Consider the following 23,766-nt stretch of genomic DNA (forward strand, 5'->3'; position numbering starts at 1 on the left):
ATGACCCGCATCGCGATCACGGCGCTCACGTTCGGCGCGCTCGCGGTGGCCATGGTGCTGGGCGTGAGCTGGTTCTTCGTGTCCCCGCCGGGCGAGCGCTGGGAACCTGCGGTGAACTCGCTGGCCCTGCTCGCCGGCATCACCGGCATCTTCGCCGAGCGCTGGGCCTCGCAGCGCGAGCAGCGCACCCAGGCGCTCGACTCCATCCGCCTGGAAATGGCCCGAAACAGGGAAACCCTGGACAGCGAAGCCTTCAGCGCCACCGGCTCCCGCGCCCGCCGCGTCTACCCGCGCCTGGTCCAGTCGGCGGTCGACACCGCGCTGTCCTCGGGTTCGCTCAGCCCGCACCGCGACGCCGACCTGATCGACCTGCTGCACCGCTGGCGCACCGCCGCCGCCTCGGTCAACCGCCGCCTGGAGCTGACCGAGATGCTGGTGTTCACCAGCCCGTCCGACGAGAAGGCCGAGCAGTTCCACGCCGCCCTGCACAGCGCCACCAGCTTCTTCCAGGGCGTGCGCGCCCTGCTGGACGAGACCCAGACCTACGTCAGCTCGCGGTGAGCAACTCCCGCCCGTCGTGCACCAGGCGCAACCCGTCCACCCAACGCGCCACCGCCGCCGGCTCCGGCCGCACCGGCCCCCGCAACCTGGCCAGCACGAACGGCGGCTCGGCGCTGTCGCTCTCCACCGCCACCGACCAACCGCGCCCCTCGTCCCACAGCAACGCCACGTCCCGATCCGCGAAACCGGGCAGGTGCCCGTCCAACGCCAGGTAGGCACCCAACCGGGAGCCGTCGGACTGCACGAACGAGCACTCCCCGCTGAGCCCGAGCGCCCGCGTCACATCCGACACGTAGGCCAACAGCGCGCGTACCGCGCCCTCGTCATCGAATTCCCAGTCCACCACGCACCACCGCTCTCCGCCCCCGAAGCACCGGTCCGCGCCGACCACTCGACGCGATCCGGGGTAGCCCGACCGTGGAGTTCCAAAACCCGAACGTTCCGACTTTTTCCTCACGGCCTCGGCGTCCGCACCGCGACGGCCGCGATGTCGTCCAGGTACTCCGCCGTGAACCCACCGGCCACGTTCTCCGCTTCCGCGACCACCACCGTCACCCCGTCCACCACGTCCGAGTCGTAGTTGTGCGCCGTGAACGGAACATCCTTGACCTGCACCAACGCCCCCGCCAACGGCGTGATGTCCCCCGTCCCGTGCACGTCCTCCAACTCCTTGAACCGCCGCGCCGCCTCCCGATCCCCGAACTCCACCCACGCCACGAACACCACCGCCGTACTCCCCGCGTCATCCGTGACGGTGAAGATCATCCGCTGCAACCCCGCACACGGGACCACCCGCAACAACTCCTGCACCTGCCCGAACGAGTGCGAAACACACTCCCCATCCGCCCTCGTCGCCCGATCCACCACCCTCAACCCCCGATCCCCCCACAGCTCATCGGGCTCCACACCCCCACCAACCCCAACCGCCAACACCCCAACCACCGCCGCCGCCGCAACCAACCCGCCAGCCCCCACGCCGCCACCTCCACCGAGCACCTGTCACCCACTTGTACCCCTTCCCACCCCATCTCCCACCTTCCCCCTCTCCACCCACCCACAACGGACCCGCCACCAACCCACAAGGCTGAACCACCGACCTGGACCCCTGCCCTCACCTCACCGAACCCACACCCCGCCCTACCCCCTCACGACCGGAACGCCGCCACCACCGCCGCCATGTCCGCCGCTTCCCCCACCCTCCCCGCCGCCACCCGGTAGTGCTCCTCCACCACCCGCATCAACCGGTCATCCGTCCCCGCCACCGCCATCGCCGCCAGGATCAACCCGCTGTCCTTGACCGCCCCGTCGACCCCGAACGACGGCGGGAACTCGCCGTCGATCATCGCCCGCCCCTTGACCTGCGCGTAGGTGCTGTCCACCGGCCCACCCGCGATGACCTCCAGGAACGCGTCGGGGTCCAACCCCAACCCCCGCGTCAACGCCACCGCCTGCGCCGTCGCCGCCGTGATCGACAGCACCCACGAGTTCGCCGCCAACTTCAACCGCTGCCCGTCCCCGGCCCGCTCACCCGCCCACACCGTCCGGATGGCGATCGCGTCGAACACCGGCGCGACGGCCTCCCGCACCTCGACCGGCCCCGCCGCGAGGACCGTCAACTTCCCCTGCTCCGCCGGCGCGCGCGTCCCCAGCACGGGCGCGTCCACGAACGGCACGCCGTACGTCGCCGCCAGCTCCGCCAGGTGCTCAACTCCGGCCAACCCCACCGTGCCGCACTGCACCCACACCGCGCCGTCCGCGACCGACACCGCCGGCAACGCCTCCGCCATCACCCCGGCCGTCGCGTCCGCGTCGAACAGCATGGTGATCACGACGTCCGCGCCGACGACCGCGCTCTTCGGGTCCTCGGCGACCACCGCGCCCTCGTCCGCCAACGGCCGCGCCTTGGCCAGGGTCCGGTTCCACACCACCACGTCCATCTTGGACCGCAGCAGGCTCCGCGCCATCCCGGCGCCCATCAGACCCGTGCCCAGCACCACCACGCGCATGGACCCAACATTCCACCAAGGACGGTGGACCGCATCACGAAGGCGAGTACCCCGGTGCCCGACGCGCGTCCGCCGCCCGCTCGAACGCCGCCGCGATCCCGAGCACGCCCGCGTCCGCCCCGTGCCCCGCCATGAACGACACCCCGATGGGCAACAGCCCGGCGAACCCGGCCGGCACGGTCGCGTTCGGGTACCCGGACACCGCCGCCGGCGTCGAGGACCCCAGCTCGTACGCGTCACCGCTGCCGTACTCGGTCCGCCACGCGGGTCCGTTCGTCGGCGCCATGATCACGTCCAGCCGGTGCTCGGCCAGCACCTCGTCGATCGACCGGCGGGCGAGCGAGGTCGCCGTGCGGCGCTGCTCGACGTACTCCGGATCGGTGACCGGCGGTGCCTTCGCCGCCTCCACGAACAGCTCCTGCCCGAACTTGCCCAACTCCACCGGGTCGGCCTCGTTGAACGCGATCAGCTCGGCCACCGTCTTCGGCGCGCCGGGCCGCGTCGCCAGGTACCGCTCCAGGTCGTGCTTGAACTCGGTGATCAACGCCGGGAACTCGGCCGCCTCCACCTCGGCCTGGTGGGGCAGCTCCACCTCGACCACCACCGCGCCGGACCGCCGCAGCACGTCCACCGCCCCCTGCACGACCCGGTCCGCGTCGGCGCTGCGCCCCGCCTTGCGCCACACGCCGACCCGCTTGCCGCGCAACGTCGCCGACGCGAGGCCCGCCGCGTAGTCGACGCCCTTGCCCTCCAACGCCGACATCAGGATGGCCGCGTCCACCACGTGCCGCGCCATCGGGCCCGCCGTGTCCTGCTTCGACGAGATGGGCACGACACCGTCGCCGCTGACCCGGCCGAGCGTCGGCTTGAGCCCGACCACGCCGTTCTGCCCGGACGGGCACACGATCGAGCCGTCGGTCTCCGTGCCGACCGCGACCTGCGCCAACGACGCCGCCACCGCCGCGCCCGAGCCGGACGACGATCCGCACGGGTTGCGGTCGAGGACGTGCGGGTTGTTGGTCTGCCCGCCGACCGCGGACCACCCGGACGTGGAGGACGTGGAGCGGAAGTTCGCCCACTCCGACAGGTTCGTCTTGCCCAGCACCACCGCGCCGGCGTCACGCAGCCGCCGCACCAGTTCCGCGTCGTCGCGCGGCGGCACGCGCAACGCGCGCGACCCGGCCGTCGTGCCCATGGTCCGGGTGTCGATGTTGTCCTTGAGCAGCACCGGGATGCCGTCCATCGGACCCTTGGCGCGTCCCTTCCGACGCCGCCGGTCGCTCTCCGCCGCCTGGGCGAGCGCTTCGGGGTTCACCGCGACCACCGAGCGCACCTTCGGGTCGACCGCCTTGATGCGCCGCAGGTAGGCGCGGGTGAGGTCGACGGCGGTGAGGGTGCCCGCGTCCATCCGGCGGACCAGCTGCGGGATGGTGGCCGCGTCCAGGTTCTCGACCGGACGGGTGTGGGCGTCGGCCGGCGGCGCGACGACGAGCACGCACAGCAGGGCCGCGAGCAGGGATCGCATGGTGGTCACCCCAGCCCCGGGAACCGTTCCCGGTCAACCCCCCGTTGGTCGGGGCTTCGGCTTACCTCGGCGCTCCGGACTCCCCCGACACGCCGTCACCCGACACGCCACCACCCGACGGGCCTTCACCCGATGTGGCGCCTTCACCGACCCGGGCGTGCAACCGCGCTCGGATCTCGTCGGGCGTGTAGGCGCGGCGCTTGCGCTCCGCCCGCGCGATCACCACCCCGGTCGCCGCGACACCCGCGACACCGGCCAGTCCGAGCAGCTTCCACCACCGCATCTGCCTAGGCTACCGGGATGGCTGGAACGAAGATCGGTCTGGACGAGGCGGTCGAGCTCACCCGAACCGGTGACGTCTGGTTGTTCCGCGGCAGCTCGGTGGCCGACCGCGCGATCCGGGTGACCACGAACAGCCCGGTCAACCACGTGGGCATGACCGTCGCGGTCGAGGACCTGCCGCCGCTGATGTGGCACGCCGAGCTGGGCCGCTCGCTGCCGGACGTGTGGACCGGCACGCACCACCGCGGCGTGCAGCTGCACGACCTGCGGGACGCGGTCCTGGTGTGGGCGCGCAAGTACGGGCAACGCGCGTGGTTGCGACAGCTCGACCGGCCGACGACCCCGGAGCAGGACGACGCCGTGCTGAAGACCGTGGCCCGGCTGAACGGCACGCCGTTCCCGTCCACCGCGCGGTTGGCGACCCGCTGGCTGCGCGGCCGGTTGCCGAACCTGCGCAAGTCCTCGGACGCCACCCTGGAGACGGCCTACTGCGCGGAGGTCGTCGCCGTGACGTACGAGGCCATGGGATTGCTGCCGTCCGGCCGGCGGGCGAACTGGTACGACCCGGGCCGCTTCTGGAGCGGGGACGAACTGGACTTGTCGGGCGGGGCACGGCTGGGAGAGGAGATCGCCGTGGAGATCCCCTCTCCCTGAACACCCCGCGATTCTCCCCGAACAACCCGCGATCGACCCCTGGGCTTCCGGAAAAACGGGCGTGCCGGAGCGGCCACCGCCCTACCATTCGGGTGGTGAACAAGCGTTCGAGCGTGCCGCTGGCCGCTGTCACCGTCCTGCTGGTCGGGTGCGCCGCCCTGGCGGCCGGGTGCTCGGCCGAAGCCGACGGCGCGCGGCCCGCGCCCGAGACCGGGCTGCTGGGCGCGCTGTCGGGTGTTCGGGCCACCGCCGAGTCGTCCGTGCTGGTCGAGTACGGCGACGTGGCGGCCGTGCGGGCGTTGCTGGCCAAGGACGCCGAGCGCTTCGGCGGCCTCCGGGGCTACGGCTACTCCGGCCTCGCCGGGCACAGCCGCGTGCTGCCCGACCTGGTGGGCTTCGACCCGGACGCGGCCACCACGGCGTTGCGGGTCGGGCAGCCGCCGACGTGGGCCGCCGTGCTGCGGATGGACGTCGACGTGGCGGCGGTGGACGCGAAGCTCCAGGCGCTCGGCGGCCGCAAGGCCGGCTCCGGCGCCTGGACCACCGGCCCGGACAACGAGGTCGACCCCGACGGGCCGCTGGCGCAGGCCGGGATCGTGACCGGGTTCCAGCAGGTCCGCGTGCAGACCGGCTCGGTGACGCACTCCCCCGCCGCCGACGCGTTGAAGTGGGTCACCGAACCGGCCGGTGACTCCTCGCTCGCCGCCGACCCGATGATCGGCGAGCTGGCCCGGTGCCTCGGCGAGGTCTCGGCCGCGGTGATCAGCGAGCCGAAGGGCGGGCTGCCGGTGGCGGCGGGCGTGCGGACCACCGCCGACGGCACGACGACCGAGGTCGTGTGCGTGCCCGACGAGAACCCCAACGCGCTCATGGACCTGGTGCGCACCAACCTGGAATCCGCGCCGTGGTCCGGGACGCTGCCCGGCGCGACCGTCGAGCAACCCGCCGACCAGACCGGTGTGGTGCGGGTGCTCGCGCCGGCCGCCCCGGACGTCCGGGTCGGTCGGGTGCTGGTGGCGTGGCAGCGCGGCGACCTGCCGACGCTGTTCGACTGACCGCGGGCCACCCCGCACCCACCCCACACCCACCCGGACCGACCCGGACCGACCCCGGTCGGACGTCAGTCGAGCCGCTGCGCCACCTGTTCCCGCCGCGCCGCGACCGACGACCCCGACTCGCGCCGCGCCATGCGGCGCAGCACCACCGACGCCAGGGCGAACCCCACCACCGCCCAAGCACCCAGCACGAGCACCGTCTCCCCGTGCCGCCACGACCCGCCGACCTCGGCCGCCGCCACCGCGTCCGGCAGCAGCGCGGACCGCAGGCCGAGCCCCATCCAGTACAGCGGGAACGCCTGGCCGACCCACTGCAACCACCCCGGCAGCGCGGTGATCGGGTAGAACACGCCCGACACCGCCACCAGCGCCATGAGCAGGAGCGTGACGAAGCCGAGGCTCTGGGTGTTGCCGAACACCGCGCCCAGGATCGCCCCGATCGGCAGCACCGCGAGCAGGCCGAGCACCAGCACCCACGCCAAGGTCACCCACGTCGACGCGCGCCCCGGCCGCAGGCCGTCGAACAGCAGCATCGCCGGCACCAGGACGAGCAGGACGACGGCGACCGCCATCGCCGCCTTGCCCAGCACCTTGCCCACCACGTACGCGAGCACCCCGTTCGGCGTCGCCCTCGCCCGCAGCAGGGTGCCGTCCTCGCGGTCCATGGTCAGCGTCATCGCCAGGCCCACCAACCCGGTGAACACGGCGTTCATGGCGAGGATGCCGGGCACGGCCTGCGCGCCGAGCGGGAAGTCCACGCCGGGCACCGCGCCGTCGCCGAACGCGTACATCACGATCAGCGCCACCACGGGCAGCCACAGCCAGCCCATCAGCTCGCCCGCGTTCGTCATCGTGTGCCGGAACTCGATCCGGCCGCGCCGCACCCCGGCGCGCACCGCCACCGCGCGGGCGTTCACGCGCTCACCGCCTCGGACTCGCGCACCAGCGCCAGGTACACGTCCTCCAGGCTCGCGCGCCGCACTTCGAGGTCGTCCACCGCCTCGCCGTGCTCGGCGAACAGCTCCCGCACGTACGAGGTGGAGTCGGCCACCGACAGCACGTGCTCCGCGCCGCCCAGCCGGTAGCGGACCTCGGCCTCGCCCGCGATGCGGTCGGCCAGCTCGACGGCGGTGCCGTCGGCGACCACGCGCCCGGACACCAGGATGACGATCCGGTGGGCCAACTTCTCCGCCTCGGTGAGGTCGTGGGTGGTGAGCAGGATGGCGGTGCCGGTCAGGCGGCCCACCACCTCGTGGAACTCGCGTCGCGCCTCGGGGTCGAAGCCGACCGTCGGCTCGTCCAGGAACAGCAGGTCGGGGTGCCCGATCAGGCCGACCGCGACGTCCAACCGCCGCCGCTGGCCGCCGGACAGCGCGCCGACCCTCTTGTCCGCGTGGTCGGTGAGGCCGACGAGCCCGATCAGCTCGTCCGGGTCGAACACCCGATCGCGGTACGGCTCGTAGAACAGGGTGAGGTAGGACAGCAGCTCGCGCACCCTCCACCGGCCGTGGTCGCGCCACGACTGGAGCACGACGCCCAAGCGGGCGCGCCACGCCTCGTCGCCGTGGTCGGGGTCGACGCCCAGCACGCTCACCTCCCCGGCCGACCGCTTGCGGAAGCCCTCCAGGATCTCGATGGTCGTGGTCTTGCCCGCGCCGTTGGGCCCGAGCAGCGCCACCACCTCGCCCGGTCCGACGGTCAGGTCCACCCCCTTCAGCACGTCGGTGGAGCCGTAGCGCATGCGCAGGTCCCGCGTGCGCACGACCGACGATTCCCGCTGGTTGTCGCTGGTTTTCATGTCTTCAACCGTATCGTTGAAGTACCCTGTTTAAGGTTGTCGCGGGTTCCTCCAGGAATCCGACCGGCCAACCTTCAAATTCCCGTTGAACCCGAACCTCGTGCGGAGGGCTGTGCGGTGGGGCTTCGCCCGGTGGATCTGGCCCGTGCCGCGGGCATCTCGGCCCAGCAGGTGCGCAACTACCTCGCCGACGGCGTGCTGCCACCCGCCGAACGGTCCCCGGCGGGGTACCGGGTGTTCGACGAGCGGCACCGGCAGGCGGTGACGACGTACCGGGCGCTGGGTCGCGGCTACGGGTGGGACGCCGCCAAGGCCATCATGCGCTCGATCCACGCGGGCGCGCCCGACCCGGCGCTGGCCCGGCTCGACGCCCTGCACGCGGCGGCGCACGAGCAGCGGTTGGCGTTGCGGGCCACGGCGCAGGCGTTGGAGTCGGTGGCGTTGGAGTCGGCGGCGTCCGAGGCCGCCGGGCACCCGTCGGACACCGTGCCGCGGGCCGGCCTGCGGGTCGGTGAGCTCGCGGCGCGGCTGGGCGTGCGACCGTCGGCGCTGCGGGTGTGGGAGGCGGCCGGCCTGCTGCTGCCGGCGCGCGACACCGACGGCCACCGCCGGTTCGGCGCGACCGACGTGCGCGACGCGCGCCTGGTGGCGACCCTGCGGCAGAGCCGCTACCCGCTGCCCGCGATCAAGCCGATCATGGACGAGTTCCGCAGCTCGGGCGGCGCGGACGCGTTGCGCGCCGCGATCACCGCGCGGGAGGCGGAGCTGGGCCGCCGGGCCAGGGCGATGCTGGCCGCGGCCGCCGCCCTGGACGGCTACCTGGCGGTGGTCAGCCCGGCCTCGTAGGCCACGATCGCGGCCTGCACCCGGTTGGCCACGTCGAGGCGGTGCAGGATCGCGCTGACGTGCGCCTTCACCGTGCCCTCGACCAGGGACAGCCGGCGGGCGATCTCCTGGTTGGACAGGCCCTCCCCCACCAGCGCCAGCACCTCGCGCTCCCGCCCGGTGAGGACGCCGACCCGCTTGCGCGCCTGCTCGTGCCGGGTGAGGCGACCGCCGCGCAGGTCGGCCACCACCCGCTGGGCGATCTTCGGTGACAGGTAGGCCGCGCCGGCGGCCACCGCGCGCACCCCGATCAGGAGCTCCCGGGGGTCGGCGGCTTTGAGCAGGAAGCCGTTCGCCCCCTCCCCCAACGCCCGCGCCACGTACTCGTCCTCGTCGAACGTCGTCAGCATCACGACCGCGACGTCGGGCGCGGTCCGCCGCAGCTCGGCGGCGGCGGACAGGCCGTCCAGGCGGGGCATCCGGATGTCGAGCAGCGCCACGTCCGGCTGGTGGGCGCGGGCCAGCTCGACCGCCTCCCGCCCGTCCGCGGCCTCGGCGACCACGTCGACGTCCGGGTCCGTGTCGAGGATCGCCCTCACGCCGGCGCGGACCATCGCCTCGTCGTCGGCGAGCAGCACGCGGATCATGCCCGACCTTCCCGCGGCAGCCGGGCCGTCACGGTGAACCGGCCGTCGACCGCACCCGACCGCAGCGCGCCACCGAGCAGCCGAACCCGTTCCGCCAGCCCTTCCAGCCCGCTGCCGGCGCCGTCCGCCGCGGGCTCCCGGTCGACCGGGTTGGTCACGGTCACCACCACGTCCTCCGTCCCGGCGATCTCCACGGTCACGGGCGCGCCGGGCGCGTGCCGGGCCGCGTTCGTCAACGCCTCCTGCACGACCCGGTGCACGGCCCGGTCCGTCAACGACGGCAACCCGGCCGTGTCGCCGGTCCGGGTCAGCACCACCGGCAGGCCCGCCTCCACCGCCCGCGCCACCAACGCCTCCACCGTCTCGTCGGGCGGGTCGAACGTCGTGGGGCCCTCCCGCAGGACGCCCACCGTGCGCCGCAGCCGGTCGGTGGCGGTCACCGCCGACTCACGCAGACCGGCCGCCGCCGCGCGGGTCGACCCGGTCTCCGCGGTCAGCTCCAACGCGCCCGCCCGCAACGCGATCAACGCCAGCTCGTGCCCGAGCGAGTCGTGCATGTCGGCCGCGATGCGTGCCCGCTCGCGCAGGCGGGCGCGTTCGGCGACCAGCTCCTGCGCCCGTTCCAACTGCACGATCCGCTCCCGTCCCACGGTGATCAGCTCAGCCTGCTGCCGCCGGAACCGGCCGGCGAGCCACGGCAGCACCACGACCAGGCCGAGGCTCGCGAACGCACCGACGCCCTCCCAGACCCGCCACGCCGCGACGCCGACCCCGACCACCGCCACCGCGCCCACCACCAGGCCGCCGCGGCGCACCGGCAGGTGCCTGCCGTGCAGGTAGGCCAGGACGGCCAGCAGCGGGTAGAGCAGTTGCCGCCACGCCGGCAACGCGTCGGTGGCCATCCCGTTGAGCAGCCCCGCGAGCGCGAGGACCGCGAGGACCGTGGCGTTGCGCATGGTGCGGACCTTACCGACCGGCATCCTCAGAGGACCGTCGCACGCAGGCGGAGGACCCGCGCAACCGTCGTCGCCACGCCCGCCAGTGCGGCCACCACCAGGGTGATGGTCAGCGGCACGGCGAAGTACGTCAGCTGCGCCCACGTGACCGTGCGACCGTTCGTCAGCAACGACACCAGATCCGGGTAGGCCGCCAACAGCGCCGCCGGCAGGAGCAGCGGCACGAACCGCAACCCCACCCGCCACCTCGACGCGCCCGCGCGACGTCGTGCCCACGTCGCGGACCGCCACACGCCGAGCACACCCAACCCCGTGGCCGCCAACGCGATCAGGCCGAGCACCAACTCGAACAACTGCCGCCCGCCGCCGACGGGTCCGGGGTCGCGGCCCTGGCTCAGGGCGACCAGGCCGTTGAGGATGTCGTAGGTGTCGTCCTGCAAGGCCGCGCTGTTGGTGAGCACGGCGAACCCGTGCCCGGTGCTCGGGACGACCGCCTGCATGGCCGAGTAGGTGAACAGGTTGCCCGCGTGCACGAGCTGCTCCACGCCGTCCGGACCGGTGTCCGGGACCCACCCCATGGCGTAATCGTCCACAGTGGATCTCGTGTGCATGGTGCGGAGACCTTCAGGTGACACCAACTGCGTGCCGTGGCCCGTCTGGCTGATCAACCACCTGCCCATGTCCGCCGCCGTCGTGATCACCCCACCGCCGCCGCTGGAGTCGAGGAAACCGGGCAGTTCGGCCCGGCTCAGCCACGCGCCGAACACCGAGTTGTAGCCGTCGGCCGGCTGGAGGTCGTTCGCGGAGACGGCGCTGCGCGACATGCCCAGCGGCCCGAACACGTGCTCTTTCAGGTAGTCGCTGAACGTCTGGCCGCTCGCCACTTCGACGAGTCGTGCGGCGAGGTCGTAGTTGACGTTGCAGTACTCGTAGTGCGTGCCCGGGTCGGCGGCCAGGGAGTCGGAGGCGAGCTTGGCGGTGTAGTCGACCAGGGAGGTCGCGGTCTCCAGGGCGGTCACGTCGATCGTGGTGTCGGAGAAGCCCGAGGTCTGGTTCAGCAGGTGGCGGACCGTCACGTCGGCGAACCGGGGGTCGGCCATGGTGAAGCCGGGCAGCTGGGAGGCCACCGACCCGTCCAGCGCGATGCGCCCGTCCTCCACCAGGGTCATGACGGCCATCGCGGTGAACGACTTGCTGACCGAGGCGATCCGCATCGGCGTGTCCGCCGTGACGGGTGCTCCTGCGGAGTCCTCCCCGTACCCGGCGGCGTGCACCACCCGGTCGCCCTGCGTCACGACCACCGACACACCCGGCAGACCGGTGTCGTGCATGACTTCGGCCATGAAGTCGTCGATGGAGGCTTGGGCTTGGGCAGTCGGGGACAGGAGCGTCGCGGCGAGGGCCGCGACCCCGATCAACGTGGCTTTCATGGTGACGACGCTAGGAACAACACCCCTGCGCGGACATCAAACCGCGGTCCCCGACCACCCCTGACGAAAGACAGGGGTCACGGCTTGACCAGCGCCCGCGCCCGGGTTCAGCACCCGCGCGCCAGGCTCCGGCGCGACCCACGACACCAGCCGCGCACCGAACGCGGCGAAGAACGGCACCGACCGGTCGTGGTCGGCGGCCACCCGGTCGAACAGCTCCGCGCCGGGATCGGTCACCCGTCGAGGGCTGGGGCGTCGCCGCGGCGGGGGCGGCCGACTTCCTCCGGCGCCACAGGTCGGCGCGGTCCGGCCCGCCCGGCGGGTGAGGGTGTTCCCGGGCAGGTCACCCGCCGTTCACCTCGGACCGCGCGGGTGGAGCGGGAGGGTGGACGGGGCGGCTAGGGTTCGCCGCATGCCGGGTCAGGTCGAGGGCGAGCTCCTGACCGCCTTCGCGCGGTTCGCCGGGCCGGTTCGTGGGGTCGGGGTGACGCTGATCAGCGTGTTCGGCCTGCTCTCCGTGCCCACCGACGCCCTGCCGCTGGGGCTCGGGCTGTGCGGGCTGGTCTTGGTCGGGGTGGTGGCGGACTTCACGGCGCCGAAGGTCGCGTTCGTGCTGGCGGTGGTCCGCGTGGTGGCCTTGTGCGCGGCGCACGAGCAGCTCGCGGCGACGGACGCGTGGACGCTCAACGTGCTCACCACGACCGCCATCACGTTGCAGTGGGAGTGGAGCCCGAGGGTCACCGTGCCGACCACGGCCGCGCTGCTGGCCGTCTACCTGACCGCCGTGTGGTGGGACGGCTCGGTGGTGTTGAGGGTGGTGGTGGAGTGCGTGTTGGCGAGGCTGGCGCTGTCGTTGTTGCAGCGGTCGTCGCGGCGGGTGGACGAGTTGCGGACGCGGCGGGCGGCGATGGAGCGGCTCGAGGCGGTGGCCTTGGAGCGGCGCAGGCGGGAGCGGGAGTACCTGGCGCTGCTGCACGACACGGCGTCGGCGACGTTCCTGGTGGTGGCGGTGAACGGGCGGGAGACCGACCCGGCCGAGGTCGCCGGGTACGCGCGGCGGGACCTGGACCTGCTCACCGGGTCGTCCGGTGAGCCGCGGGACAGCGCGGTGGACGTCGGCTCGTCGTTGCGGGCGGTGGTGGAGCGCAGCCCGCTCGAGGTGGACGCGCGGTGGGAGAGCGTGCTCCTGCCGGCCTCGGTGGCGTTGGCGCTGGTGCGGGCGGTGCGGGAGGCGTTGACGAACGTGGAGCGGCACGCGGGCACGGGGGCGGCGCGGTTGCGGGTGCGGGCGGTTGGGCGTGGTGTCGAGGTGGAGGTGACGGACGCCGGGCCCGGGTTCGACGTCGGCGCGGTCTCGGACCACCGGCGGGGGCTGCGCGGGTCGGTGGTCGAGCGGATGGCGGCGGTCGGCGGTCGGGCCGAGGTGACGTCGCGGCCCGGGCGGACGACGGTGCGGTTGGAGTGGACCGGTGACTGAGCCCGCGACCCACGGAACGCACGCGACCCACGGAACGCACGCGAGCGGCACCCGGCGGCGCACCCCGTCGTGGACCGGCCCGTTGATCTCGTGGCGCGACGACGCGAACGACCACACCTCCGACGACGGCCGCGAGGCCCGGCGGCACGTGTTCGCCGGCGTGCGGCTGATCCTGCTCGGCGTCACGGCCGTCCTCCAGGTGAGCCTCGGCTTCGGTACCCTGCTCACCCACCCCCACCACCCGGCCGAGCGGTACTCGTTCGCCACGGCCGTCCTGGTGACGCTGGCGTGCGCGGTCTGGGTCGTGCGGCGCAAGCCCCTGCCGACGCCGGTGGTCGTGGGCGGTGTGGTGGCGATGCTGGGGGCGTCCGCCGTGGCCACCGCGGTGCTGCCGCCGGACGCGCACTTCGGCCCGGCGCACTGGCTGTGGGGCCAGGTCGGGTGGTCCCTGCTGCTGTTGCTGCTGGACCGCGTCCCCGCGCTGGTCGGCGCGCTGGCCGCGCACGTGGTGCTCGGAGTCGCGCAGTGGTTGCTCGCGGGCACGCCGGACCGGGCCGAGATCGGCAACGCGGGCGTGGTGGTGCTCAGCGTGACCAGCCTCCAGCTCGGCGCGCTGGTCATGACGCGGTTCATGCTGCGCAGCGCGGCGCAGGCCGTCGAGGTCGCCGCCGAGCGGGAGCGCGCCGCGACCCGGGCCGCGTTGGCCGAGCAGTGGGACCAGGACCTGCGCGCCGGGTTCGCCGGGCAGCTCGGCGCGACCCTGCCGCTGCTCGCGGACCTCGCCGACGGCGTGCTGGACCCGCGTGCCGACGACACCAGGCAGCGGTGCGCGCTCGCGGCCACGCAGCTGCGGCGGCTGTTCGCGGAGAACGACGACGTGCCCGACCCGCTGGTGCACGAGGTGACGGCGTGCGTGCACATCGCGGAACGGCGCGGGCTGGCGGTGTCGCTGGCGGTCAGCGGCGCGCCGGTGCCGGTGCCGACCGACGTGCGGCGGGAGCTGACCGGGCCGCTGGCGGAGGCGTTGTCGGCGGCGCGGGAACGGGCGCGGGTGAGCCTGCTGCGCACCGGGAGCGAGGTGCGGGTGGCGGTGGTCGCCGACGCGGGCGTCGGGGTGGGAACCGCCGGGGGCCGGGTCGAGGTCGAATGCGGCACGTACGGTCGTCACACGCGGATGGAGGCCCGATGGCGGACGAGCTGAGCGCGGTGGTGGTGGACGACCACCCGGCGGTGCGCGCGGGTGTCGCCTACTGGCTGTCCTCCGGCACGCCGCCGATCCGGGTGGTGGCCGGCGGTGAGGACGTGCGCTCGGCGTGGTTGGGCGAGGGGGCGGCGGCCGACGTGGTGATCCTGGACCTGCACCTGGGCGGGCCGACGCCGGTGCTGGGCGACTTGCGGCGGCTGGTCGAGGCGGGCCGGCGGGTGGTCGTGTACTCGATGCGCGCCGACGACGACATCGCGTTGCAGTGCCTGGAGTTGGGCGCGTTGTGCTACCTGACCAAGGCGGAGGGCGCGGAGCACCTGGTGCAGGCGACGCGTGCGGCGGCGGAGGGCAGGCCGTACACGCCGCCGTCGTTGGCGGGCGCGTTGGCGGGTGACCGGTCCGACCACCGGCCCGCGTTGTCGGCGCGGGAGGTCGAGGTGCTGGTCGAGTGGTTCCAGTCGGAGTCGAAGGAGTTCGTGGCGCAGCGGCTGGGCATCTCGTTGAGCACGGTGAACTCGCACCTGGAGCGGATCCGGGTGAAGTACGCGCTGATCGGGCGGGAGGCGCCGACGAAGGCGGCGCTGGTGGCGCGGGCGATCCAGGACGGGTTGATCGGGGTGGACGACCTGTAGCGGCCGAACCGGTGACGGCCGGTGGCCGTGCGATCACGGTACGGTGGGGGCACACCGCCTCCTTCACATCGCTGTGATCACCGGAGGTAGCCAGCCCATGAGATCTTCCCTACGCGTCGGCCGCGTGCTGACGGCGGTCGCGTGCGCCGCCGGGCTCGTGGTCGTCACCCCGGCCGGGGCGAGCACGTCGCCGCACTGGTCGCCACGCCTGGACAACCCGTACGTCGGCGCCCGTCCCTACGTCAACCCCGAGTGGTCCGCGCGGGCCGCCGCCGAGCCGGGCGGCGCGGCCGTCGCCGGGCAGCCGACCGGCGTGTGGCTCGACCGGATCGCGTCCGTCACGGGCGCGAACGGGAGGATGGGCCTGCGCGCCCACCTGGACGAAGCCGTGCGGCGGGGCGCGAACCTGGTGCAGCTCGCCCTGTGGAACCTGCCCGGACGCGACTGCGGGTGGCTGTCCACCAACGGGGAGCTGGGGTTCGGCGAGCTGCCGCGCTACAAGCAGGAGTTCGTCGACCCGATCGCCGCGATCCTGGCCGATCCGCGGTACGCGCGGTTGCGGATCGTGGCGGTGGTGGAGCCGAACTCCCTGCCGTTCCTGGTCACGCACGTGCTGCCGCGGGCCGACGCCACGACGAGCTGCGAGCAGGTGAAGGCGGCCGGGTCGTACACCGAGGGCATCGGGTACGCGCTGGCGAAGCTGGGCGCGATCCCGAACGTCTACAGCTACCTCGACATCGCCCACCACGGCGGGATCGGCTGGGACGACAACCGCAAGCCGACGGTGGAGCTGCTGGCGAAGGCGGCGCGCTCCGGCGGCAGCAGGCTCTCCTACGTCCACGGTTTCATCGCGAACACCCGCAACTACTCGGTGCTGCGGGAGGAGTTCATCGTCAAGACGGTGATCAACGGGCAGCACATCCAGCAGAGCAGGTGGGTGGACTGGAACCCGTTCCTGGACGAGCTGTCGTTCGCGGACGCGTTCCGGGCGGAGGCGGTCGCGGCGGGCTTCGACCCGCGGGTGGGGGTGCTGGTCGACACCTCGCGCAACGGGTGGGGCGGCCCGAACCGGCCGACCGCGCCCGGGTACGAGACGTCCGTGGACGCCTACGTCGACAGCAGCCGGCTCGACCGCCGGGCGCGGATCTACAACTGGTGCAACCAGACCGGCGCGGGCCTGGGCGAGCGGCCGGTGGCGGCGCCGCGGCCGAACGTCGACGCGTACGTGTGGATGAAGCCGCCGGGCGAGTCGGACGGTGCGAGCTTCCCGCTGCCGATCGGGGACGAGAACTTCAACCGGATGTGCGACCCGGATTACGACGGCCGGCCGACCTCGACGTACGACCCGACCGGGGCGTGGCGGGACGCGCCGCCGGCCGGGCAGTGGCACTCGGCGCAGTTCCAGGAGCTGGTGCGCAACGCGCACCCGCCGGTGGCGTGATTCGGTTTCTTGCGGATAATCCGCTGGTGTCACGGTAGCTAGACTGGGGCCATGCCCGCCATGGCCCCAGCCCGCACCGAGTCCGACCTGTCGTTCCTCCTGGACCACGCGGGCCACGTGCTGCGCACCCGCATGGCGGCGGCGCTCGCCGAGATCGGCCTGACCGCGCGCATGCACTGCGTGCTGGTCCACGCCTTGGCGGAGGAGCGCACGCAGATCCAGTTGGCCGAGCTCGGCGACATGGACAAGACCACGATGGTGGTGACCGTCGACGCGCTGGAGAAGGCGGGTCTCGCCGAGCGGCGGCCGTCCGGCACCGACCGGCGGGCTCGGATCATCGCGGTCACCGAGAAGGGCGCGGAGCTGGCCCGTCGGAGCCAGGAGATCGTGGACGGGGTGCACCGGGCGGCCTTGCAGTCGCTGCCGGACCGGGATCGCGAAGCCCTGCTGCACGCGTTGAACCTGCTGGTCACCGGGCACTTGGCCACCCCGATCGCGGCACCGCAGACGGCCCGGCGCGCCCGGGAGAGGACGCGTTAAGTCCGAGAGAGATTGTCTGCAACAAAACTATCCGCTACGGTTCCTCCTGTCCGCCCCGGAACAGGAGAGACCGATGTCGTCCTCGCTCGACACCCCGCTCGACACACCCCGCGCGAACCGCTGGTCCGCGCTGGTCGTGCTGTCCGCCGCGATGCTCATGACCATCCTCGACGGCAGCATCGTCACGGTGGCCATGCCCGCCATCCAGGCCGACCTCGGCTTCACCGCCGCCGGGCTGAGCTGGACCGTGAACGCCTACCTGATCGCGTTCGGCGGCCTGCTGCTGCTCGCGGGGCGGCTCGGCGACCTGATCGGCCGCAAGACGATGTTCCTGGCCGGGAACGCCGTGTTCACCGGCGCGTCGCTGCTGGCGGGCGTGGCCGGCACGCCGGGGCTGCTCATCGCGGCCCGGTTCCTCCAGGGCGCGGGCAGCGCGATGGCGTCGGCCGTGGTGCTCGGCATCCTGGTCACGCTGTTCACCGACCCCGCCGAGCGCGCCAAGGCGATCGGCGTGTTCAGCTTCACCGGCGCGGCGGGCGCGTCCCTCGGGCAGGTGCTCGGCGGCGTGCTGACCGACGCGCTGAGCTGGCACTGGATCTTCTTCATCAACCTGCCGATCGGCGTCGCGACCGTGCTGCTGGCGCTGCGCGTGCTGCCGGCCGACCGCGGCGCGGGCCTGTCCGCCGGGGCCGACGTGCTCGGGGCGGGGCTGGTGACCAGCGGGCTCATGCTCGGCATCTACACGGTGGTCGAGGTCGAGCAGCACGGCTGGACGGGGGCGCACACGCTGGGACTGGGCGCGCTGTCGGTCGCGTTGCTGGCCGCGTTCACCGTGCGGCAGGCGCGGGCGCGCACGCCGTTGATGCCGTTGCGGGTCCTGCGGTCGCGCAACGTGACCGGCGCGAACCTGGTGCAGGTGCTCACGCTGTCGGCGATGTTCGCGTTCCAGATCATCGTGGCGCTGTTCATGCAGAAGGTGCTGGCCTACAGCGCGCTCGCCACCGGCTTGGCGATGCTGCCGGCGGCGGTCGCGATCGGCGGGGTGTCGCTGTTCGCGTCGGCCCGGTTGAACACGCGGTTCGGTGAGCGGGCCGTGCTGCTGGCCGGGTTGGCGCTGCTGGCGGGCGCGATGGTGAAGCTGAGCGTGGTCCCGGTGGACGCCGATTACGCCACCGACCTGCTGCCCGTCATGCTGCTGATCGCGGGCGGCGGGCTGGTGCTGCCCGCGCTGGCGTCGCTGGGCATGTCCGACGCGAAGCCGGACGACGCGGGCCTGGTGTCGGGGCTGTTCAACACCACCCAGCAGGTCGGCATGGCCGTGGGCGTGGCCGTGCTGTCGACGTTGGCCGCCTCCCGGACCGAGGACGAGCTGGCCGCGGGCGTCGCCGAGCCGGCCGCCCTGACCGCCGGGTACCACGTGGCGTTCACCGTCGCCGCGTCGCTGCTCGTCGCCGCGTTCGCGGTCACGCTGGTCGTGCTGCGCAAGCGTTCCGCCTGACCACCGCACATCGGAGGAGATCACCATGACCGCCAACGCCGGCCCCGCGCCCCGCACCCTGACCGACGCCGAACTGGTGGGCCTGATCGGCAAGCAGCGGTTCGGCGTGCTCGCCACGGTGAAGCGCAGCGGCCACCCGCACCTGTCGACCGTGCTGTACCAGTGGGACGCGGAGGAACGGGTGATCCGCGTGTCCACCACGGCGGATCGGCTGAAGGCCCGCCAGATCCGGGCCGACCCGCGGGTCGCGCTGCACGTCAGCGGGCCGGACGTGTGGTCGTTCGCCGCGGTGGAGGGTGACGCGGAGCTGGTGGAGGTGTCGGACGGCGACGAACCGGACCGCCGGTTGACCATCACGTTCCCGGCGGCCCGCCTCTACGGCACGGCGCTGGACATCCCGAAGGCGGACGGCTGATCGAGGCGGGGGCGTGTGAGGAGAGGCACGCGCCGGCGGTGGGGGCGGGTGGGGCCCGGCCGGTAAAATCGTTTCGGTAGCTAAGCAACCTACGTCGCGGTCACTGTCGACTCGGGACAGTGGACGGGAGCGACGGATGACGGCGACGGTCGGGACCACCGCGGCACGGCGCGGCAAGGGCGGCGGGGCGGCGATGGCGGCCCTGGCGCTCGGCGGGTTCGGCATCGGGACGACCGAGTTCGCCACCATGGGCCTGCTGCCGCAGATGGCGGCCACGTTCGACATCTCCATCCCCACCGCGGGCCACGCGATCAGCCTCTACGCGCTCGGCGTGGTGGTCGGCGCGCCGCTCATCGCCGGGCTCGCCGCGAAGCTGCCGCGCAAGGGCCTGCTCATCGGCCTCACCCTGGCCCTCGCGCTGGGCAACGGGCTGTCCGCCCTCGCGCCGAACACCGCCCTGCTGATGACCGCCCGGTTCGTGGCCGGGCTGCCGCACGGCGCGTACTTCGGCATCGCGGCCGTCGTGGCGACCACGCTGGTGGCGCCGGAGCGCCGGGGCACGGCGGTCGCCCGGATCATGGTCGGCCTGACCGTGGCCAACCTGGTCGGCGTGCCCGTCGCCACCGCCGCCGGGCAGCAGATCGGGTGGCGGGTCGCCTATCTCGCGGTCACGGTGATCGCGCTGGTCACGGCGCTGGCGGTGGCCCGGTGGCTGCCGCGCGTGCCCGCGCCCCGGGACGCGAGCGTGGCGGCCGAGCTGAGCGCGTTCCGCCGGCCGCAGGTGTGGTTCGCGCTGCTCACCGGCATGATCGGGTTCGGCGGCATGTTCGCCGTCTACTCCTACATCTCCCCCATCACCACCGAGGTCACCGCGCTGTCGGCGTCGGCCGTGCCGTGGGTGCTGGCGGTGTTCGGGCTCGGCATGACGCTGGGCGCCACGGTCGGCGGCCGGTTCGTGGACCGCTCGGTCATGGGCACGGTGTTCGGCGCGCTGATCGCGGTGACGGTCGTGCTCGTGGTGTTCGCGCTGACCGCGACCTCGGCGGTGATGGCGTTCGGCACGGTGTTCCTGATCGGCCTGGTGTCGCAGGTGCTGGCCTCGGCGTTGCAGGTGCGGCTGATGGACGCCTCCCCCGACGCGCCGTCGCTGGCCTCCTCGTCCAACCACTCCGCGTTGAACATCGCCAACGGCGCGGGCGCGTGGCTCGGCGGCCTGGCGATCGGCGCGGGCTGGGGCTACACGTCCACCGCCTGGGTCGGCGTGGCGCTGAGCCTCGCCGGGCTGGCGGTGGCCGCCCTGTCGGTGCTGGTCGACCGCCGCCGCGTGCCCGCCTGAGCCTCAGAGCCGCGGAGCACCACTTCGGGTCCTAGGCGCGGTCCAGCACCTCCCGCAACCGGACGGCGAAGCGGGCCGGGTCCTCGACGAACCCGATGTGACCACCGGGGAACCGGGTCGGCTCGATCCCCAGCCCCTCGGCCAGCGCGAGGGACGTGCGCTCGCACAGCTCGCCGCCCGAGTCCTCGCCGATGCCGACCACGATCCGGCTCGACGCCGACCGCAACGCGTCCAGGTCGGGCACCCACTCCACGGTCGGCCGCAGCATGTGCTCGTACTGGAACCGCTCGTCGGCCAGGTCCTGCGGGTCGCGCTCGCCGCCGAACATGTGCTGGACGACCTCGTCCGGCATGTGGATGTTGGCGATGGCCATGAACTGCCGCCACGCGCCCAGCGCGTCACCGGACCGGTGGGTGGCGATCATCTCGTCGGTCCGCCGCAGCAGGTCCTCGCGGTCGGGCACGAGCTGGTTCAGCGGCGGCTCGTGCGCGATCGCGGTGTGCGCCAGCTCCGGGTGCGCCTGGGCCAGCGCCAGCACGCTGACCGCGCCGCCGCTGGACCCCAGCACGGCCGCCGGGCCCGCGTCCACGTGCCGGATGAGCCGGGCCAGGTCGTCGGCGCGCAGCTCCGGCGTCGCGTCCCGGTCCGGGTCGTCCACCTCGCTGCGGCGGATGCCGCGCGGGTCGGTGGTCAGCACGGTGTGGTCGGTGGCGAGCAGGTCGGCCAGCGGCTCGAACGACCTGGCGTCCATCGGCGCGGCGACCAGCACGACCAGCGGGCCCCGGCCGCGCAGCTCGTAGTGCAGCAGCGCGTCGGGCACCCGCAGGGTGTCGGTGGTGGCGGTGTCGGTCATCGCGGATCCTCCTGGAACTGTTCCGAAGTGCTCGTTCGCCGGTAGTGACTCTGCGCGTGAGGCAGAATCGTCGCTCGTGGGCGAAGTTTTTTCCGCGGAGTCCGTTGAGGACGCCGACCTGGCACGGGCGCGCGAGGGCGACGGCGAGGCGTTCAGCCGCCTGGTCGAACCGCTGCGCCGGGAACTGCACGCCCACTGCTACCGCATGCTCGGCTCCACCCACGACGCCGACGACGCGCTCCAGGACGCCCTGCTGCGGGCGTGGCGCGGGCTGGGCGGCTTCGCGGGGCGCGGCTCGCTGCGGTCCTGGCTGTACGCGGTGGCCACCCGCACGTGCCTGGACGCGGTGGCGAGCCGGGGACGGCGGGCGCTGCCGGTCGACCTGGGGCCCGCCAGCACGCGGACGGTGGTCGACGACGCGCCCCTGACGGACGTGGCGTGGCTCGGGCCGTACCCGGACGCCGGCCTGGTCGACGGCGGTGGCGGGCCGGCCGGGCGTTACGCGCAGCGGGAGGCCGTCGAGCTGGCGTTCGTGGCCGCGGTGCAGCACCTGCCCGGCAACCAGCGGGCGGCGTTGCTGCTGTTCGAGGTGCTGGGGTTCTCGGCGGCCGAGATCGCCGCCATGATGGACACCTCCACCACGTCGGTGAACTCGGCGCTGGCCCGCGCCCGGCGGGTCGTCGCCGAGAAGGCGCCCGACCGCACCCAGCAGCAGGCGCTGCGGTTGATCGACGACGCCCGCCTGCGGCAGGTCGTGGCCGGCTACGCCACCGCGCTGGAACGCGGCGACGCCGACGCCCTGGTGGCGCTGCTCACCGAGGACGTGACGTGGTCGATGCCGCCGCTGCCGCACTGGTACCGCGGCATCGAGGCGGTCACCGACTTCGCCGTGCGCGTGCCGCTGACGTCGTGCCCGCCGTGGCGGCACCTCGCCACGAGCGCCAACGCGCAGCCCGCCGTGGCCGGCTACCTGTGGGACGACGGCGCGGGCGCGCACCTGGCGTGGTCGATCGACGTGCTGACGGTGCGCGACGGGCGGATCAGCGCGATCACGTCCTTCGTGGACGCCGCCCACTTCCCCGCGTTCGGGCTGCCCGCCTCGCTGCCCTGACCGGCACGAGCCGGCGACACCCGCTGAGTCAGTGACGCTCGTCGGGTCGGGGACGCTCACCAGCCGGCGACGCGCACCACCTCGTGCGCGATGTCCTCGACGGACCTGCCGTCCGTGGCGATGCGCACGGTCCCCGGCGGGGCCTCGGCGTCCAGCCGGCGGGCCATCGCGAGGCTCCGCTCGATGTGCGGCGCGAGCTGCGAGCCGATCTCGCGGCGGGCGAGGCGTGCGCGGGTGGTCGCCTCCGACGCCGTGAGCAGCACGAGCGTCGAGCGCACCGGACCCTCCCCCAGCGCCCGGCGGATCATCGGCTCCTCCAGCACGCTGACCGTGTTGGTGTAGACGAGCCGGTGCCGGCCCAGCGCGGCGTAGTTCGCCCACAGCGCGGCCAGGTTGCGCTCGGTGATGCCCGTGCGGTGCGGGTCGTCGGCGGGCGCCGGGTGGATCTGGTCCAGGTTGTCGCCCTCCACCAGGCAGTGGGCCGTCCCCCGCGCCTGGAGCACGTGGGACACCTCCCAGCCCACGCTCGACTTGCCCACCCCGGCACCGCCGCCGAGCACCACCAGCTCTCGCGTGATCACCCGCCGCAGCGTGCCAGGGAGGTCGGCCGATCGTCTGCCCGTTTTCCCGCCATGTGGCACCATCGGCCACGTGACCAGCAGACCTGCGCAGGCGCACCGCCTGGGCGACCTCGCCCGGTTGCGCCGCGTCCGCGACCGGATCGACCGCGAGTACGCGCAACCGCTGGACGTGGAAGCGCTCGCCCGCGGCGTGAACATGTCGGCCGGGCACCTCAGCCGCCAGTTCCGGCTCGCCTACGGCGAGTCGCCGTACTCCTACCTGATGACGCGGCGCATCGAGCGCGCGATGGCGCTGCTGCGCCGCGGCGACCTCAGCGTCACGGAGGTCTGCTTCGAGGTCGGCTGCTCGTCGCTGGGCACCTTCAGCACCCGCTTCACCGAGCTGGTCGGCGTGCCGCCCAGCGTCTACCGGCAGGACCCGTCGGTCGCGACCGCGGGCATGCCGGCGTGCGTGGCCAAGCAGGTCACCAGACCGGTCAGGAATCGAGAAGCGCCCCCCGCCGGGCCGCACCTAGCGTGATCGCCATGGACATCACCATTCACCAGACCTTCCTCCCGCAGGACGACCCGGAGGCCGCGCTGGCCTTCTACCGCGACACCCTCGGCTTCGAGGTGCGCAACGACGTCGGCTACGAGGGCATGCGGTGGATCACGGTCGGTCCGGCCGGCCAGCCCGACACCTCCGTCGTGCTGCACCCGCCCGCCGCCGACCCCGGCGTCACCGAGGAGGAGCGCCGCACCATCACCGAGATGATGGCCAAGGGCACCTACGCCGCCATCAACCTCGGCGCGAAGGACCTCGACACCACGTTCGACAAGGTGCAGGCCGCGGGCGCGGACGTCGTGCAGGAACCGACCGAGCACCCCTACGGCGTGCGCGACTGCGCGTTCCGCGACCCGGCCGGCAACCTGGTCCGCATCCAGCAGCTGCGCTGACCC

Annotated in this window: 28 protein-coding genes; 15 read left to right on the top strand and 13 right to left on the bottom strand. The window is 73.4% G+C overall.

Annotation, left to right across the window (positions count from 1 at the left end; translation table 11 throughout):
* Positions 1–561, top strand: coding sequence for a hypothetical protein (locus tag ACIQMJ_RS18390; RefSeq protein WP_499762164.1), 561 nt, complete (start codon positions 1–3; stop codon positions 559–561).
* Here the strand turns inward: ACIQMJ_RS18390 and ACIQMJ_RS18395 are convergent.
* From ACIQMJ_RS18395 to ACIQMJ_RS18415, 5 genes are all read right to left on the bottom strand, one after another.
* On the bottom strand, positions 548–904 hold the full coding sequence (locus tag ACIQMJ_RS18395; RefSeq protein ID WP_499762165.1) for a DUF6292 family protein: 357 nt from the start codon (positions 902–904) through the stop codon (positions 548–550). The genes ACIQMJ_RS18390 and ACIQMJ_RS18395 overlap by 14 nt on opposite strands.
* A 110-nt stretch (positions 905–1,014) precedes the next feature.
* Entirely contained in the window at positions 1,015–1,326 is a 312-nt protein-coding gene (locus tag ACIQMJ_RS18400; protein ID WP_499762166.1) for a hypothetical protein, read from the bottom strand.
* Between the two features lie 380 nt (positions 1,327–1,706).
* On the bottom strand, positions 1,707–2,567 hold the full coding sequence (locus ACIQMJ_RS18405) for an NAD(P)-dependent oxidoreductase (RefSeq protein ID WP_499762167.1): 861 nt from the start codon (positions 2,565–2,567) through the stop codon (positions 1,707–1,709).
* Positions 2,568–2,601: 34 nt separating this feature from the next.
* Entirely contained in the window at positions 2,602–4,092 is a 1,491-nt protein-coding gene (locus ACIQMJ_RS18410; protein WP_499762168.1) for an amidase, read from the bottom strand.
* Positions 4,093–4,153: 61 nt separating this feature from the next.
* Complete coding sequence (locus ACIQMJ_RS18415; RefSeq protein ID WP_499762169.1) at positions 4,154–4,375, bottom strand: hypothetical protein; 222 nt, start codon at positions 4,373–4,375, stop codon at positions 4,154–4,156.
* Positions 4,376–4,392: 17 nt separating this feature from the next.
* Here ACIQMJ_RS18415 and ACIQMJ_RS18420 point away from each other — a divergent pair, with 17 nt between their 5' ends.
* Positions 4,393–5,028, top strand: coding sequence for a hypothetical protein (locus tag ACIQMJ_RS18420; RefSeq protein WP_499762170.1), 636 nt, complete (start codon positions 4,393–4,395; stop codon positions 5,026–5,028).
* Between the two features lie 95 nt (positions 5,029–5,123).
* Entirely contained in the window at positions 5,124–6,083 is a 960-nt protein-coding gene (locus tag ACIQMJ_RS18425; protein WP_499762171.1) for a hypothetical protein, read from the top strand.
* 65 nt (positions 6,084–6,148) lie between these two features.
* Here the strand turns inward: ACIQMJ_RS18425 and ACIQMJ_RS18430 are convergent, their stop codons facing one another.
* Positions 6,149–7,000 (bottom strand): ABC transporter permease, encoded by an 852-nt coding sequence (locus ACIQMJ_RS18430; RefSeq protein WP_499762172.1) that lies wholly within the window; start codon positions 6,998–7,000, stop codon positions 6,149–6,151.
* Positions 6,997–7,881 carry an ABC transporter ATP-binding protein gene (locus ACIQMJ_RS18435; RefSeq protein WP_499762173.1) on the bottom strand — a complete coding sequence of 295 codons (885 nt, stop codon included), beginning with the start codon at positions 7,879–7,881 and terminating at the stop codon, positions 6,997–6,999. Before ACIQMJ_RS18435 ends, ACIQMJ_RS18430 begins: the two co-directional genes overlap by 4 nt.
* A gap of 132 nt (positions 7,882–8,013) precedes the next feature.
* Between ACIQMJ_RS18435 and ACIQMJ_RS18440 the strand changes: the two genes are divergently transcribed.
* Positions 8,014–8,727, top strand: a complete 714-nt coding sequence (locus tag ACIQMJ_RS18440) for a MerR family transcriptional regulator (RefSeq protein WP_499762174.1) — start codon at positions 8,014–8,016, stop codon at positions 8,725–8,727.
* On the opposite strand, the gene ACIQMJ_RS18445 is transcribed toward ACIQMJ_RS18440, so the two are convergent.
* The 4 genes from ACIQMJ_RS18445 to ACIQMJ_RS18460 are packed head-to-tail and all read right to left on the bottom strand — an operon-like array spanning position 8,697 to position 11,976.
* Positions 8,697–9,353 carry a response regulator gene (locus tag ACIQMJ_RS18445; RefSeq protein WP_499762175.1) on the bottom strand — a complete coding sequence of 219 codons (657 nt, stop codon included), beginning with the start codon at positions 9,351–9,353 and terminating at the stop codon, positions 8,697–8,699. The two genes, ACIQMJ_RS18440 and ACIQMJ_RS18445, sit on opposite strands and share 31 nt — an antisense overlap.
* Positions 9,350–10,309, bottom strand: coding sequence for a sensor histidine kinase (locus ACIQMJ_RS18450; protein ID WP_499762176.1), 960 nt, complete (start codon positions 10,307–10,309; stop codon positions 9,350–9,352). The genes ACIQMJ_RS18445 and ACIQMJ_RS18450 overlap by 4 nt, the downstream gene beginning before the upstream one ends.
* 26 nt (positions 10,310–10,335) lie before the next feature.
* On the bottom strand, positions 10,336–11,739 hold the full coding sequence (locus tag ACIQMJ_RS18455) for a serine hydrolase domain-containing protein (protein WP_499762177.1): 1,404 nt from the start codon (positions 11,737–11,739) through the stop codon (positions 10,336–10,338).
* Positions 11,740–11,775: 36 nt separating this feature from the next.
* The gene (locus ACIQMJ_RS18460) at positions 11,776–11,976 is read right to left on the bottom strand and encodes a hypothetical protein (RefSeq protein ID WP_499762178.1); all 201 of its coding nucleotides are present in this window, start codon (positions 11,974–11,976) and stop codon (positions 11,776–11,778) included.
* A gap of 175 nt (positions 11,977–12,151) precedes the next feature.
* Between ACIQMJ_RS18460 and ACIQMJ_RS18465 the strand changes: the two genes are divergently transcribed.
* The 8 genes from ACIQMJ_RS18465 (at position 12,152) to ACIQMJ_RS18500 (ending at position 20,282) form a co-directional block, all read left to right on the top strand.
* Positions 12,152–13,216, top strand: coding sequence for a sensor histidine kinase (locus tag ACIQMJ_RS18465; protein WP_499762179.1), 1,065 nt, complete (start codon positions 12,152–12,154; stop codon positions 13,214–13,216).
* Complete coding sequence (locus ACIQMJ_RS18470) at positions 13,209–14,417, top strand: hypothetical protein (protein WP_499762180.1); 1,209 nt, start codon at positions 13,209–13,211, stop codon at positions 14,415–14,417. Before ACIQMJ_RS18465 ends, ACIQMJ_RS18470 begins: the two co-directional genes overlap by 8 nt.
* The gene (locus ACIQMJ_RS18475) at positions 14,402–15,052 is read left to right on the top strand and encodes a response regulator (RefSeq protein WP_499762181.1); all 651 of its coding nucleotides are present in this window, start codon (positions 14,402–14,404) and stop codon (positions 15,050–15,052) included. Before ACIQMJ_RS18470 ends, ACIQMJ_RS18475 begins: the two co-directional genes overlap by 16 nt.
* A gap of 97 nt (positions 15,053–15,149) precedes the next feature.
* Complete coding sequence (locus tag ACIQMJ_RS18480) at positions 15,150–16,493, top strand: glycoside hydrolase family 6 protein (protein ID WP_499762182.1); 1,344 nt, start codon at positions 15,150–15,152, stop codon at positions 16,491–16,493.
* 51 nt (positions 16,494–16,544) lie between these two features.
* Entirely contained in the window at positions 16,545–17,033 is a 489-nt protein-coding gene (locus tag ACIQMJ_RS18485; RefSeq protein ID WP_499762183.1) for a MarR family winged helix-turn-helix transcriptional regulator, read from the top strand.
* 73 nt (positions 17,034–17,106) lie between these two features.
* Positions 17,107–18,531 carry an MFS transporter gene (locus ACIQMJ_RS18490; protein WP_499762184.1) on the top strand — a complete coding sequence of 475 codons (1,425 nt, stop codon included), beginning with the start codon at positions 17,107–17,109 and terminating at the stop codon, positions 18,529–18,531.
* Between the two features lie 25 nt (positions 18,532–18,556).
* Entirely contained in the window at positions 18,557–18,946 is a 390-nt protein-coding gene (locus tag ACIQMJ_RS18495; RefSeq protein ID WP_499762185.1) for a pyridoxamine 5'-phosphate oxidase family protein, read from the top strand.
* Between the two features lie 136 nt (positions 18,947–19,082).
* Positions 19,083–20,282: an MFS transporter gene (locus ACIQMJ_RS18500; RefSeq protein ID WP_499762186.1), complete on the top strand. Its 1,200-nt coding sequence runs from the start codon at positions 19,083–19,085 to the stop codon at positions 20,280–20,282.
* Between the two features lie 31 nt (positions 20,283–20,313).
* Here ACIQMJ_RS18500 and ACIQMJ_RS18505 read toward each other — a convergent pair whose 3' ends face one another.
* On the bottom strand, positions 20,314–21,135 hold the full coding sequence (locus ACIQMJ_RS18505) for an alpha/beta fold hydrolase (protein ID WP_499762187.1): 822 nt from the start codon (positions 21,133–21,135) through the stop codon (positions 20,314–20,316).
* A 76-nt stretch (positions 21,136–21,211) separates the two neighbouring features.
* On the opposite strand from ACIQMJ_RS18505, the gene ACIQMJ_RS18510 reads away from it, so the two are divergent.
* On the top strand, positions 21,212–22,246 hold the full coding sequence (locus ACIQMJ_RS18510; RefSeq protein ID WP_499762188.1) for a sigma-70 family RNA polymerase sigma factor: 1,035 nt from the start codon (positions 21,212–21,214) through the stop codon (positions 22,244–22,246).
* A 56-nt stretch (positions 22,247–22,302) separates the two neighbouring features.
* Here the strand turns inward: ACIQMJ_RS18510 and ACIQMJ_RS18515 are convergent, their stop codons facing one another.
* Positions 22,303–22,827, bottom strand: a complete 525-nt coding sequence (locus tag ACIQMJ_RS18515; RefSeq protein ID WP_499762189.1) for a hypothetical protein — start codon at positions 22,825–22,827, stop codon at positions 22,303–22,305.
* A gap of 70 nt (positions 22,828–22,897) precedes the next feature.
* Between ACIQMJ_RS18515 and ACIQMJ_RS18520 the strand changes: the two genes are divergently transcribed.
* Entirely contained in the window at positions 22,898–23,347 is a 450-nt protein-coding gene (locus ACIQMJ_RS18520; RefSeq protein WP_499762190.1) for a helix-turn-helix transcriptional regulator, read from the top strand.
* 5 nt (positions 23,348–23,352) lie between these two features.
* Positions 23,353–23,763: a VOC family protein gene (locus ACIQMJ_RS18525; protein ID WP_499762191.1), complete on the top strand. Its 411-nt coding sequence runs from the start codon at positions 23,353–23,355 to the stop codon at positions 23,761–23,763.
* Positions 23,764–23,766: the final 3 nt, after the last annotated feature.

Origin of the sequence: Actinosynnema sp. NPDC091369, assembly GCF_044757065.1 — a bacterium.
In the GTDB taxonomy this organism is placed as follows: domain Bacteria; phylum Actinomycetota; class Actinomycetes; order Mycobacteriales; family Pseudonocardiaceae; genus Actinosynnema.